This is a genomic window from Methanosarcina siciliae T4/M, assembly GCF_000970085.1.
GTDB classification, from domain to species: Archaea; Halobacteriota; Methanosarcinia; order Methanosarcinales; family Methanosarcinaceae; genus Methanosarcina; species Methanosarcina siciliae.
Window position 1 is genome coordinate 3,024,056 of sequence record NZ_CP009506.1, and the last position, 14,780, is coordinate 3,038,835.

General features: G+C 44.9%; 3 protein-coding genes. All 3 read right to left on the bottom strand.

Annotation, left to right across the window (positions count from 1 at the left end; all coding sequences use genetic code 11):
* Positions 1-259 precede the first annotated feature (259 nt).
* The 3 genes from MSSIT_RS24890 to MSSIT_RS12755 all read right to left on the bottom strand — a co-directional run bounded on the left by MSSIT_RS24890 (position 260) and on the right by MSSIT_RS12755 (position 14,697).
* Positions 260-4,894, bottom strand: a complete 4,635-nt coding sequence (locus tag MSSIT_RS24890) for a DUF3344 domain-containing protein (RefSeq protein WP_052721647.1) — start codon at positions 4,892-4,894, stop codon at positions 260-262.
* Between the two features lie 1,078 nt (positions 4,895-5,972).
* Positions 5,973-9,710 carry a DUF3344 domain-containing protein gene (locus tag MSSIT_RS12750; RefSeq protein WP_082088992.1) on the bottom strand — a complete coding sequence of 1,246 codons (3,738 nt, stop codon included), beginning with the start codon at positions 9,708-9,710 and terminating at the stop codon, positions 5,973-5,975.
* A gap of 1,372 nt (positions 9,711-11,082) precedes the next feature.
* A complete protein-coding gene (locus MSSIT_RS12755; protein WP_082088993.1) occupies positions 11,083-14,697 on the bottom strand; it encodes a DUF3344 domain-containing protein in 3,615 nt (1,204 codons plus the stop codon).
* Positions 14,698-14,780: the final 83 nt, after the last annotated feature.

The following is a 14,780-nucleotide window of genomic DNA, read 5'->3' on the forward strand; positions in this document are numbered from 1 at the left end:
CAGGTGAGGGGTTTCAGGTAGAGAAAAATATCCGTATATATTTGTGAATAGTGTCCGAATGTATAAATTCAGAGAATTTTATCTGCGTTTTTTGAGAAAAAACCTGGACTCAAACTCCATAGGTTCTGACCCATATTGAAAATAATTGAAGAAAATGTTATGGCAGCGTACCAAAAGTTGTGGGAAATTTGAGAAAAATTTATCTCAATTCCCTTTCATTTTATCATTTTTAACCATATTTTTTCATTTTTTCCTGTTCTTAGATCATTGCAAACATATCCACAACATCATCAAAGTCTATCCTTCCGTTTCCGTTGAAGTCAAAGTACTCCACCGGCATGTTTTCCTCTATCCAGTCCATGTTGTGGAAGTAAGCCACTATATCTACGAAACTGAACTCCCCGTTTCCGGTAAGATCTTCATAGAGTCCATCTCCGTCAAGATCCTTTGGAGCATACTCCTGGTCCGGCAGTGGGGACAGAAGGGTTACTTCAATTGTCCCTGTTAGGAGAGCTGGTTCGATAGAGTCTCCGGAATCTTCCTCCAGACGTTTAACTCCTATCGAAAGGTTCGTTGACCCCGATACTTTACCAGAAACCGTGAGAGTGGCAAGCACAACATCTGCTGCTCCTTCCTTAACGGAATCTTCCAGGTCAACAGTCTTCATGTAGATCGAAGTCGCTGGCAGGGTAGAGTTCTCAGTAATCAAAGCCCAGGAAGGGTACTCTATATCAACTATCTCGGCAACAGCCGGGTAGTCAATAGCAACGGTCAGGTTGTAGCCTGAAAGACCTGCAGGGAAATTACTGGCAAGAACACTTATTTCAGTGGATTCGTTTTCTGAAACCGAGGAACTTGCCGGATCGAAATAAAGAGTAACGGTTGACCCGGAAATCTCGGAAACTTCTATGTAATCCGACTTCAACTCAAAGTCAGAACCAGCAGTATTTTCTACAGTCAGATTTACGGTATAGTTACCTGCTACAGAATAAGTGTGCGAGGGGTTCTGCTCAGTTGAGTTTGCTCCATCCCCAAAGTCCCAGAGCCATTCGGTTGGGCCGTTGGTTGATTGGTCGGCGAAGTTGACGGTCAGCGGAACAGTCCCGGAGGTCACGTCGGCGGTGAACGAGGCGACCGGGGCATCAACGGCGGTGCCGGTGTACTTCACCGCGAGGGTTGCGAGCGTGGTCTTGAACGACGGGCCGGATCCGAGGGCATACATGAACGTGCTGTCCGAGCCGGCGGTGACCGCATCGGTGACCGACCAGGTATGGTTCTCGTAGTAGTTGATCGGCGCAACCGGGTCGGCGCTCTCCTGGGTCACGCCGTTGAACGTGTAGATGCCATCGTAGCTGGAGAGGGCGACGTTGGAAAGCGTGGCGTCAGTGAAGCCGGTGGTGAGACCGGAGGTCGCGAACGCGGTCGAGGAACTGCCCGCATTGATCCAGTCGTGGCCGTGGTTGACCCAGTACTTCACCTCGTCCGAGTCGCCGTCGTTGTATGCAACAACCAGTGTGAGTGCCTTCAGCCGGCCGTCGAAATTCGTTCCCGTTTTTTCGATCTTCACATTGACCGACGTGTTCGTGGACATTATCTGGTCCGTAACATTATACTCGACCTCGTAATCGGAGTATACCCTGCTCGTGTGGTTGTTGAGCCAGTATACCGTACCGTCGGCTGAATAGTACTCCATGTCCATGTTCTCGACGCCAAGCGTGGTCTCATAAGACCCGTCACCATCGCCATCAAGGGTGGTCGTTGCAAGCAGCGGCCAGTTGGCCGAACCTGAACCCGAGTAGATATTCACATAGACAGCCGCCCACTGGATGTCAGTATAGGCAGGTATCTCAAACGACTGGCTGAAGTCTCTCTCGGTAACTCCGCTTGTCGGCTGGCTCGCAAAGGGAACAGGCTGGAAACTTCCGACATACAGATCTCCGCTCACGGTTCCGGTCTTTTCGGTCGTCAGCGGAAGGGAGGAGTCGGTGATCGCCTCGACTGAGATATAATCTTCCTTTACAAGAGAATCGGTTCCTTCAGACCCTGTCACGGTCAGGTTGACGTCATACTTTCCTGCACTCAGGTATGTATGCGACGGGTTCTGGTTGGTGGACGTCTCGCCGTCGCCGAAGTCCCAGTGCCAGGCAGTGGGAGACCCTGTAGACTGGTCGGTGAACTGAATGGTCAGCGGGAAGGTGCCGCTTGTCGTATCAGACGTAAACGATACAGATGTACCGGTGACATTGATGTATTCTGTCTTTGTCTCGGTGTCGCTTCCAAGGATGTTTGTAACGGTGAGGCTTACGGTGTAATTACCCGTTGCGTTATACGTGTGAGATGGGTTTCGATCAGTTGAGTTGCCGCCGTCGCCGAAGTCCCATGCCCAGGAGGCAGGGGTACCGCTCGAAGTGTCGGTGAATTGTACTGTCATGGGGGCAATACCTGAGGTCTGATCCGCGGTAAAGTCAGCCTCGGATGCGGTCAGTTCGGTTACTTCAAGAATGACAACCGCGAGGTTCATGTAACCATCGCATTGGACACCAAGCTCATTGGTGCCGTCCTGTAATGCGTCGGTGACATCATAGCACTTGAATGCGGGATCGTTACTGTCGTCACTGCCGGAGATCGGGACGCTGTCGTTGTTGAAGAAAATTGTGGCCTGGGCGTTATCGTTGCCTGACGGCAGGACCGTAGTGATCTTCGCCGCCCCAAAGGTCTCCGTACTTACATTATCGAAAATGGCATAGCCGATATACATGTCGGGATATGTTCCCATTCCGTTGTTGTATAGCGAATCGCAGCCTTCGTCGAGCCAAATCTGTCTGTAGGGTTCGTCCGGATCTTCATAGACAACAACAAGTACAGCACCATATAATCCGCCGTCCGGTCTGGCTGCATCTATTACTGCCGTGTTTCCGCTGGTATTGAAGTAGGAAGTGACATCGTAGACCACCTGACCGTTGTAGTTGTCGATTCCGTCCCCGTAGAATGCTTCCTGGGTTACTTCGTTTCCATTGAAGGTTACAGTGAAGCCGGGATCGGTAGACAGGTCGTTCCAGGTATAGGACTGGTAGAGGCGTACAGTCTTTACAGTCGCACCGGTAGGTATCGGCAGATCGCTCTCTGTCCAGTTGACAGTTGTGGAATACCATCCGCCGCCGGTCTGGTAACCGGAATTCCCAAGCGAGTTTACCACCGAAACATTACCCTCGGCGTAATAGCCGGTCTCAAGGTCATAACCGGTATAGAACCTGCCGCCGTAATAATAATTCTCGGTTGGTGCGACTGTTAACGGCGTGTTGTACTCGTTGTTGTCCTCATCACTCTCGGCAACGTCGCCTTCTGTATCTAAAACGATTGTGACCGGGATGGTGTCGCCGTACTTGCGGGTCGTTACCGGGTCCTCCACACTTATGGTCGTGCTGTTTCCGGCGGCAAGACCGGATATCTGGAATTCGGTGGTTGTGCCATTCAGTTCAAAAGTGGCGTTAAATGTTCCGGCATCTCCAGTACCGGTATTTGCAATAGTTGCAGTAATCGTGCTGGCCGATCTGGGGCCCGGATTGCTTACGGAAATGATACTGAGATCAATAGCGGCTTCTGTAACCGAGATGAGATCCTTCTTTATTTCGCTGGTAGACCCGCCAGGACCAATGACGGTAAAGTTGACCGTGTAGGTTCCGTCGCCTGTGTACTCATAAGACGGATTCTGGTCGGTACTGTCGATCTCACCATCGTTGTCGAAATCCCAAGCATAGGACTCAACCGTTCCAGGGCCCGAAATATATCCATAGAACTGAACAGTCAGGGGAGTCTGACCCGAAACTAAGTTCATGGTAAATACTCCCTGGGGTGCTATGGCGTCCGGCCCGCCGGTGATCGTCCCGTCCTGCCATATACCCATAAGCGGACTGGTGTCGCTTCCAAGGCTGTCGGGGACGGTATATGCAGTATCCCCTATACCGTCGCCATCTGTGTCACTGCCAGTGTAATCGCTGTCCCAGTAGTTGCCAAGAATACCTGAGTACGCCGTTCCGTTGTATGTATAACTAACATCGGCCGGTGTGACCCATGAAATGATGGTTGGGGCAGTTGTTCCTGACGTGGTTGCCGTTGCAGAATTCCCTATTACAGAATTGAGATAAATTTTATTGTTATCGATGTTACCCTCATTATAAAGTTCGATTCCTGCATAATCACCATTGATGAATGAATTATATGCCACAGTGCAATTTTCACCATCAATGGAAACCCCTGCCCCTGCACTGTTTATGGCAGTATTATTTTCAAAAACATTTGAATCGCCAATAAAAGAAAACGCAGCATATGTACCCGTTGCCCCGGACATTATATTATCGTTAACAATATTATAATCACTATACATTTGGACACCCCCCATAGCTGCAGTTGGATTAAGAATAAAGTTATTTGAGACAGTGGTTCGATCCGCTGATGATGAAACACTACAATAAGAAAAATCCAATATATTGTTCCTGATAACACAATTTGATGCTTTAATAGAAATGGCGGTTGAACCTTTAAGAGTTAGATTTTCAATATGATCCCCAGAGCTATAAAGTTTGATGTTATGTCCAACTAGATTTATAATGACCTTATCTCTATCTTCTCCCATAATGGTGACATTCGGTTGATCGACATTTATGTGTGCTGTACTTTCTGTGTAAGTCCCAACCTTGATATAGATCGTATCCCCATCGGATGCGGCATCGACCGCTGATAACAGGGATGTATAATCCCCGCTCCCGTCCGCTGCCACGGTCAGTGTTGCTGCCGAAGCGGGCACCGCGATCAGAGCCAGGGATAACAGCAGGCCCAGCATAAAGGTCAGAGTGTTCAGGGGGATGGACCTTTTCAGCAAATTTATCTGCTTCATCAGGACCACCCCTTCTGAAGGGATTTTCCGATGCCTTCAGGGGTAGGGACGAAAAGCGTGCTCATGCACATAAGTGCACCGATACAGAGAATTAGAAATATTTTTTTCATCTTTATATGCACCTTCTTTTGATGTTATCACCCGAAACTCTGTCATTACATCACGATTTTACAGGGTTTAAGAGAGTTTGTTCAGGCAGAACCATGTTTTTGTGTAACTTTTCACGTTTGGAGAGGGAAATTCCCAAAAAACAAAAAAATTGAAAATGTTTTGCCGTAAATTTGAAATTTGAATCTGTTCATCACAAATGGTTTTCAGGTCAGATTCAACTTTTTAAAATTCACATATTCTGTAAAATTTAGTTGTCTTTTATGAAGTCAAGAACGAAACTTTCCAGGGTATTGGGGATTTTTCGATGACTTACTGCTTTTTTCATTATTTGAGCCAGTAACGAAATAACCTGTAGCTCATTTTCTGGAAATTCCTATCGGCTCAAATGAGCCTGAAAATCACCATGTACAATTGGAGTAATTCGCAGGTTATTTCGTTGCAGTACCTTCGAGATTTGATCCGAATTTGGATTCTGAATCTTCTGGAGAGGATCAGTTTTCAGAACTTGGTTAATTTAGTATGAAAAAAGGTTATTATGTATATAAATTAATCTAAAAAATAAGAACGGTAGTAATTTATATATGTGTTATGTAACAAAAAAATATTCATTTGTAATACTTATTTTGATAATTATGAATTGCATGGTTGAACTAAAAACCAATTGCGTTAAACCTCCAACTACCTAAACTATATGTTTTTCAGAAATGCATATTGCTCTTGATTTTAAACCACAGGTGTGTAAGTCCTATATCTGAAATTACTACAAGGAATAGGAAAAAGTTGTTATCGGTTTAAGGGTTGGTTTAAGAGTTATTTCGTCCCTTCGAGATAAATTGTAATTTTCTGGTAACGAATAAATCATCAAATAGGTTTTTCAATTAAATGAAAGAAAAAAAGTTATGGGAAATTTGAGAAAATTTTTCTCTATTCCCCTTTTTGTTTTTTCATTCTCTTTTATTCTCTTCACTCATATCATTGCAAACATATCCACAACATCATCAAAGTCTATCCTTCCGTTCCCGTTGAAGTCAAAGTACTCCACCGGCATATTTGTTTCTATCCAGTCCATGTTATGGAAATAAGCCACTATATCCACAAAACTGAACTCTCCGTTTCCGGTAAGGTCTTCATAGAGCCCGTCTCCGTCAAGGTCTCTAGGGGCATATTCCTGATCCGGCAGTGGGGACAGAAGGGGCACTTCAATTTTTCCTGTTAAACAAGTTGGCTCGATGGCATTTCCTGAATCGTCATCCATTCTATCAACCCCTATCGAAAGATTCGCTGACCCTTTCTCCTTTCCAGAAACAGTGAGGATGGCAAGCACAACATTTTCTGCATCTGCTTTAACAGTATCGTTCCCATCAACAGTCTTCAGGTAGATAGAAGTCCCGGGCAGGGAAGAGTTCTCAGTAATCAGTGCCCAGGAAGGGTACTCGATGTCCACGATCTCGGCAATGGACGGATCGTCGATAGCAACGGTCAGGTTGTAGCCTGCAAGACCTGCAGGGAAATTGCTGGCAACGAGATTTATTTCAGTAGATTCGTTTTCTGCCACAGAGGAACTTTCAGGGTCAAAATAGAGAGTAACAGTTGACCCGGAAGCTTCGGAAACTTCGATGTAATCCGTTTTTAATTCAAAGTCAGAACCAGCAGCATTTTCTACAGTCAGATTTACAGTGTAGCTACCTTCTGCAGAATAAGTATGCGAGGGGTTCTGCTCGGAAGCATTGGCTCCGTCCCCGAAGTCCCAGAACCAAGATGTTGGAGATCCAGTAGACTCATCACTGAACTGAACAGTCAGAGGAGCATCACCTTCAGTTACATTTGCACTGAAGTTTGCGATTGGTCCAGCTACAGTTTCTTTCGGATATTCGACAACAAGGATCTGCTGAAGAGCGTCCATACCTCCGCTTGTAGTTCCCTGGATTCCAGCCTCGTTACCAGTTTCATTGAGATAGCTCTTCACGTCAAAGACCTGTGCATTACTGGTTTTCGAATCACCCTGCCATGCATTGGTTGCCACTATGTTTCCGTTGAAAAGCAGGTTTCCTTCATCGGGTCCCGCACTTCCTGCGAAACTGTATAGTGTAGCGTTCTGGACCTTACCTGTTTCAATAGACATCCCGGTGAAAGGAGCATATGCAGTCGCTTCTTCAAGAGTGGTCCCGTAACTGGATGCTGATACACCAAGCTCGTCGCATTCTTCATTAATGAAGATCTGCTTCCGGGTTTCGTTAGAATTTTTGTAGACCACAACAAGGGTGCTGGGGTACAGTGCGACTTTGCCGTAGAGGTTATTATCACCATCATAGGGATTTGTGACAAAGCTGTTACCCGACGAGCTAAACCTGTCAGTTACATCATAGACACAGAGCCCATATTCATAATCAGCATACGCGCCAAAATTGCTCCAGTCCCTATAGAGAGTTCCGTTTCCTGTTGAGAGGTTTCCGTTCTCTATTATGTTCCCGTTGAAGCTGAGGTTCAACCACGGATATCCGCCAGCCGTCTGGTCCCAGTTGTAGGCGAAATAAAGGAAGACCTTTTCTATTGTGGAACCGCTCGGTACCGGAAGGTCGCTTGCAGTCCAGGTTTCGGTCCTGGCGGAACCCCATGTTCCAACACTCTTGTAAGCAGTTGTAGGCATCGTGGAGCACAAAAGGTTCCCCTGGAGGTCAAAGGTATGCCTGGTAGTGATATTGCTTCCGCCTTCCCAGTAGAGACCTTTTCCTTTGTACCCGTTGTATTTGACCGGTCCAGCCCTGCTCTTGTTGTTGTTGGCCTCATTGGTCTCAGGAATCAGATTATCCGGGTCAACAACTGCAGTGTAGGTTACGGTGCTTCCCTGGAGGTCTCGAATGGTGGGATCGGTAATGAATTTAGTTGTTGTCCCTCCACCCGCAAGGGAAGAAATCGTTGCCGTGCTTACAGGAACTGTATCGGATACGTCGCTCGCATACAAGGCTACAGTAATATTAGTAAGGGTTTCTGTTCCGGAGTTAGTGATGCCGTAAACCTCAATGTTATTGGCTTCCCTGGCAAAGACAACATTGCTTGGTGAAATAAGAACTGTGGATATGCTGAGGTCGTTCGTCGCCTCTTGAGCCGCTTGAGTTACGGTTATGTAGTTTGTCTTTACTTCCGAATCGCTTCCGTCTGCATTGGCAACCGTGAGGTTGACAGTGTAGGTACCCACAGTTTCGTAGGTATACGATGGGTTCTCTTCTTCGCTGTCAACATTTCCATCGTTGTCAAAGTCCCATGCATAGGAAGAGACAGTACCGTTTGATGAGTCGGTGAAGTTGACCATCAGCGGTGCATCTCCGGATGTCGGGGTTGCCGTAAAGTCTGCTACCGGCGGCTCAGGGAGTGGTTCATTGACAACAATGCAATCAGTCTTTACCTCGGAATCACTTCCGTCTGCATTGGCAACCGTGAGGTTCACGGTGTAATTCCCGGCTGAGGTGTATGTGAAAGAAGGATTCTGGTTGGTACTGTCAATGATTCCATCGTTTTCGAAGTCCCAGGCCCAGGATGTAGGGGAGCCAGTAGACTCATCGGTAAACTGGACCGTCAAAGGCGCATCTCCAGATGTCGGTGATGCTGTGAATGCAGCAACGAGAGCGACAGGACCGCTACCAACAAAGTTGTAGTTTTCATAGGATTGCATCAGGGGATAGTTGTCGGTTCCTAGGCTGTCAGGTAAGACGTACGGATCGTCCCCTATTCCATCACCGTTGGTGTCTGTACCGTTGTAGTTGGGCCAGTAATTGCCCATGTAGCTGGCGTAGGTCGTGCCGTTATAGGTATATGTGATTTGATCTGGAGAAGACCAGTAGGTGATGGAAGGAACCGTCTTATAAGTGATTTCTTGTGTATCATTAAATGTATTAAGATAAATTCTGTTATTTTCTCCAGAAGAAATCTGAATCGCTTCATTGTTCTTGATAAATGTATTACGGGTAATGGTATTATTGTTATTAGATATACGGATACCTATTCCGGTATTATTTATGAAGGTATTATTGGAAACAATGCATTCGGAAGCAGACAAGACGAGGTTTCTGGTCGTACCTGAATTTGAAAAAATATTACCATCAATAATTGAACCTGTACAAGCACTTCGAATGTAAAGATGACCATAGCTATTGTAATTATTATTAAAATAATTATTTCTTATTATGTATGATGCACCTGTGGCATCTATACCTATAGATTGAGAACTACTGGCATTTGAAACAATATTATTTTCAAATGTATATTTATCTCCCTCCATATAAATGCGAGAAAAAACTCTATTAAATATGCAATTTTTTATAATAACATCGGAAGCTGTACCAAAAGTACCAAAGTATGGAAGTTGTATACTTATGTTCATTCCTTCAAGGACAGTCCCGGTAGCATTATCACCTGTACCATATGGAAGCCTTATTTCGTTGTATTGGCCTACGTCGTTGGGAGTGACTGTTACGAGATCATTACCCTCTCCAATAATTGTCAGGTATGGCTTATTTACATAGAAACCACTATATGTCCCATTATAAACGTAAATAGTATCTCCGGAAGAAGCGCTGTTGATAGCATCCCGTATACTTGTAAAATCTACTCCACCACTATCGTCTACATACCATGTCCTTGCTTCTGCAGGTCCTGTTAATACCATGCAGATAAGCGCAAAGAGAATTATAAATATTCTTTTATTCATCTATCATTCACTCCTCATTTCTGAAATTTTAGCCCGAAACTCCTGTGATTGTAGCCCTTTTCAGCAGGATCTGAGGGGATGTTCGGGATTGAATCACAATTATTTTGTAGCTCTTTTAGAGCTTATCCGAAAAGTGTTGTGACCTACTGTAACCTAACCATTAGCAATATGCAAAACCGAAGAGGACACCCTGCTATTATAGACCTGCTGTAACTTTTCGATCGCATTACCGACTTTTCGGATAGGCACTTAGTCTGAAGGGGGGATCTCCCAATAATAAAAAACAAAAAAATTTGCGGCGTATATAAAAAACCTGGATCTGCGTTAATTGTGTTTTTCAGATCAGCCCAAATTATTGAGTTTAAGTCACTGTACATAATTTATTTCTCATTTCGGAAGTCAAGAACAAACTTTTCAAGTATCTCGGCCTTCTCTCATCCTTCCAACATTCGATTCAATGTTGTGGAGTTGATCCGAATTTGGATTCTGAATCTTCTGGAGAGGCTCAGTTTTCAGAACTTGGATAATTTAGTATGAAAAATGGTTACGATGTATATAAATTAATCTAAAAAATAAGAATAGTATCTATTTATATATGTATTAAGTAACAAAAATAAATTGATTTGTAACACTCGCCTTGCTAATTATGAATTGAATGGTTGAACTGAAAATCAACTGCATTAAATCTTCAACTGTCTAAACTATGCTCCCCTAAGAAAGTCTAATGCCTTTGATTTTAAACCCCAAATTCATAAGTCCTAATAATAGAAGAAATATTGGCTCTTCGCTATTTCGAGTGGGTAACTTACATTCATCTATAAAATGTCGAAGTAGCACGTACAAATTTAGAAATACTTCTGGTTGAAAATCACATTCAAGCTTGCTGTTTCTCTTTTTGGCATAGCTACTTTTTAACTGAGCAATTATTTTCAACCCACATAAAACAGCGAAGAGCCGAAATATTTTTGCCTGATTTACAGAAAACTCACTTTCCGCAGATGTCCTTATAATTTTCACAATTTTTTCCGCTATCGTTTTTCTGGATACTGTACATGATGTTCAAAGAAATATTTTTGAAATGTCCGACTATTTTCAACATTTTTACCTTCATTGAAAACTTCCAGCAGCCATTTTCCTAAGCTTCAGTTGAGATAATAACTGCAAATTTTCGACTGATTCTCCAAAAACGATAGCAGGAAAAATGTTATTTTTTTGAGAACATCTGCGGAAAGTCGGAGAAAACGCTTCAACCGCGTAAGTCCCATCATTAAAAGTATTTTCAAATAAATGAAAGAAAAAAAGTTATGGGAAATTTGAGAAAATTTTTCTCTATTCCCCTTTTTGTTTTTTCATTCTTTTTTGTTTTCTTCAATCATATCATTGCAAACATATCCACTACATCATCAAAGTCTATCCTTCCGTTTCCGTTGAAGTCGAAATACTCCACCGGCATGTTTTCCTCTATCCAGTCCATGTTGTGGAAGTATGCCACAATATCCACGAAACTGAACTCTCCATTTCCGGTAAGGTCTTCATAGAGCCCGTCTCCGTCAAGGTCTCTAGGGGCATATTCCTGATCCGGCAGGGGAGAAAGAAGAGTTACTTCAATTGTCCCTGCCAGGAGAGCTGGTTCGATAGAATCTCCGGAATCTTCCTCCAGACGTTTAACCCCGATCGAAAGGTTCGCAGATCCTTTTTCCTTTCCAGAAACTTTGAGAGTAGCAAGCACAACATCTGCTGCCCCTTCCTTAACGGAATCTTCCAGGTCAACAGTCTTCATGTAGATAGAAGTTCCGGGAAGGGTAGAGTTCTCAGTAATAAGTGCCCAGGAAGGGTACTCGATGTCCACGATCTCGGCAACATTCGGGTCGTCAAGAGTAACGGTCAGGTTGTAGCCTGAAAGACCTGCAGGGAAATTGCTGGCAACGAGATTTATTTCAGTAGATTCGTTTTCCGGAACTGAGGAACTTTCTGGGTCGAAGTATAAAGTAACAGTTGACCCGGAAGCTTCGGAAACTTCTATGTAACTCGATTTTAACTCAAAGTCAGAACCAGCTTCATTTTCTACAGTCAGATTTACGGTGTAGTTACCTGCTGATGTGTACGTGTGGGAAGGGTTCTGCTCAGTTGAGTTTGCTCCATCCCCGAAGTCCCAGAACCATGAAGTCGGAGACCCGGTTGATGTATCGGTAAAGTTGACTGCCAGTGGTGTATCTCCAGACGTCGGGGTTGCCGTAAAGTCGGCTACTGGCTCAGCAGGTGCCGATTCCTCATATTCGATAACAAGGATCTGCTGGAGTGCATCCATACCTCCGCTTGTTGTGCTCTGTATACCTGCTTCATTTCCGGTTGCGTTGATGTAGTTTGTAGCATCAAAGACCAGGGGACTTGCAGTGTTGGAACTTCCCTGCCATGCATTGGTTGCCACTATGTTTCCGTTGAAAAGCAGGTTTCCTTCATCGGGCCCCGCACTTCCGGCGAAGCTGTACAGCATAGCGTTTGTGACCTTTTCCACGTCAATTGACATGCCGGTGAAAGGAGCGTATGCAGTAGCCTCTTCAGACGTGGTCCCGTAACTGGATGCAGATAAACCAAGCTCGTCGCATTCCTCATTAATGAAGATCTGCTTCCTGGTTTCATTAGCGTTCCTGTAGACCACAACGAGGGTGCTTGGATACAGTGCGACTTTGCCGTAGAGGGTATTATCACCATCATAGGGGGTTGTAACAAAGCTGTTACCCGACGAGCTAAACCTGTCAGTTACATCATAGACACAGAGCCCATATTCATAATCAGCATAGGCGCCAAAATTGCTCCAGTCCCTGTAGAGGTTTCCGTTCCCGGTTGAGAGGTTTCCGTTCTCTATTATGTTCCCGTTGAAGCTGAGGTTCAACCACGGATATCCGCCAGCGGTCTGGTCCCAGTTGTAGGCGAAATAAAGGAAGACCTTTTCTATTGTGGAACCACTCGGGACCGGAAGGTCGCTTGCAGTCCAGGTTTCGGTCCTGCCGGAACCCCATGCTCCAACACTCTTGTAAGCAGAATCAGGCTGAGTGGAATACAGAAGGTTCCCCTGAAGATCAAAGGTATGCTTAGTAGTGATATTGCTTCCGCCTTCCCAGTAGATGCCTTTGCCCTTATACCCATTGTACCTTAGAGGTTTAGCCGAACTGCTCTTGTTGTTGTTTGTCTCGTCCGTTTCAGCGATAAGGTTGTCCGGGTCGACAACGGCAGTGTAGGTCACGGTGCCGCCTTCAAGGTCACGGATAGTCGGGTCGATCAGGGTTACGGTGGTCTTTGAATCGCCAGCAAGGGACGCAATCGTTGTCGTGTCTACGGGAACTGTTCCACTGGAAACGTCGCTTGCATACACAGCTATCGAAATGTTGGTAAGGGTAGCAGTTCCTGTGTTTTTGACATTGAGAACTTTCACAGTATTTGTTTCCCTGGCAAAGACCGCAGAAGCCGGAACGGTGTTGACAATTCCTGAGATACTAAGATCGTTCGTCGCCACTTGACCCGCTTGAGTTACGGTTATGTAATCTGTCTTCAGCTCGGAATCGCTTCCATCTTCATTCGTAACTGTGAGGTTGACAGAATAGGTTCCTTCAGTTTCGTAGGTATACGATGGGTTCTCATCTTCGCTGTCAACGTTTCCATCGTTGTCAAAGTCCCATGCATAGGAAGAGACAGTACCGTTTGATGCGTCGGTGAAGTTGACCGTCAGCGGTGCATCTCCGGATGTCGGGGTTGCCGTAAAGTCTGCTACCGGCGGCTCCGGGAGTGGTTCATTGACAACAATGTAATCAGTCTTTACCTCGGAATCACTTCCGCCTGCATTGGCAACTGTGAGGTTCACGGTGTAGTTCCCGGCTGAGGTGTATGTAAAAGAAGGATTCTGGTTGGTACTGTCAATGATTCCATCGTTTTCGAAGTCCCAGGCCCAGGATGTAGGAGAGCCAGTAGACTCATCGGTAAACTGGACCGTCAAAGGTGCATCTCCAGATGTCGGTGATGCTGTGAATGCAGAAACGGGGATAACAGGGCCGCTACCGCCAAAGTTGTAGTTTTCATAGGACTGCATCAGGGGATAGTTGTCGGTTCCTAGGCTGTCAGGGAGGACATAGGGGATATCGCCGATTCCGTCGTTGTTTTCGTCGGTGCCGTTGTAGTCAGAATAGTAGTTGCCCATGTAACCGGTGTAAGTCTGACCGTTGTAGGTATACGCTATAGGTTCGGTGGAGTTCCAGTATGTCAATGAAGGTGCGGTGGTTCCGGAAGTTGTCGCAATAACTCCATTATCGATGAAATTGTTGAGGTATATCGTATTTACTCCAATGGCAGCGTTTGCATAGAATTCAATGCCGGCATAAGCATTGGAAATAATATTATTTCTCGTCACGATAGTGTTTCTACCAGTATCGTATAAAGTAAACGCTGCGCCAATGTTGGCTGTGAATGTATTATTACTAATTATTGTATTGTTGCTTGATTTTATTGACATAGCAGCATATTTACCAGTACTATTCGAAACAATGTTGTGTTCGAACGTTGGATTTTCAACCTGCATTTTTATTCCTGTACTACTGGTTAGTCCATCAAACAAGCAATCTCTGATAATTACATCCGAAGCCGTACCAGTATCTGATCGAATGTTTGGTTCCGTCGTTATTTTCATTCCCTCAAGGACAGTTCCGGTTGCATTTGCAGAAGTCGCAGTTTGCGGAATATCTATTCTATCATTAACGGTTACTAGATCAGATCCTTCCCCGATGATACTTAGGAATGGGATACTGACCTCAAATGCTTCATACGTTCCGGCCCTGATATAAATCGTATCGCCAGACGAAGCGGCGTTGACGGCCGACTGGATACTGGTGAAATCTGCTCCGCCATCATCATCGACGTACCAGGTATTTGCTTCTGCAGGTGTTATTAACACCGTGCAAAGAAGGGAAAACAGAATTATAAATATTCTTTTATTCATATAAAACTATCTCCTATAAATCAAAATATATTCACCTAAAAGATAATTTTAGATATAGCATTGATTTTCATAATTTAATTCAT

What these genes read in the sequence shown, in the direction of transcription:
- MSSIT_RS24890 (WP_052721647.1), bottom strand. Translation starts at nt 4,894, where the DNA reads ATGAAGCAGATAAATTTGCTGAAAAGGTCCATCCCCCTGAACACTCTG.
- MSSIT_RS12750 (WP_082088992.1), bottom strand. Translation starts at nt 9,710, where the DNA reads ATGAATAAAAGAATATTTATAATTCTCTTTGCGCTTATCTGCATGGTA.
- MSSIT_RS12755 (WP_082088993.1), bottom strand. Translation starts at nt 14,697, where the DNA reads ATGAATAAAAGAATATTTATAATTCTGTTTTCCCTTCTTTGCACGGTG.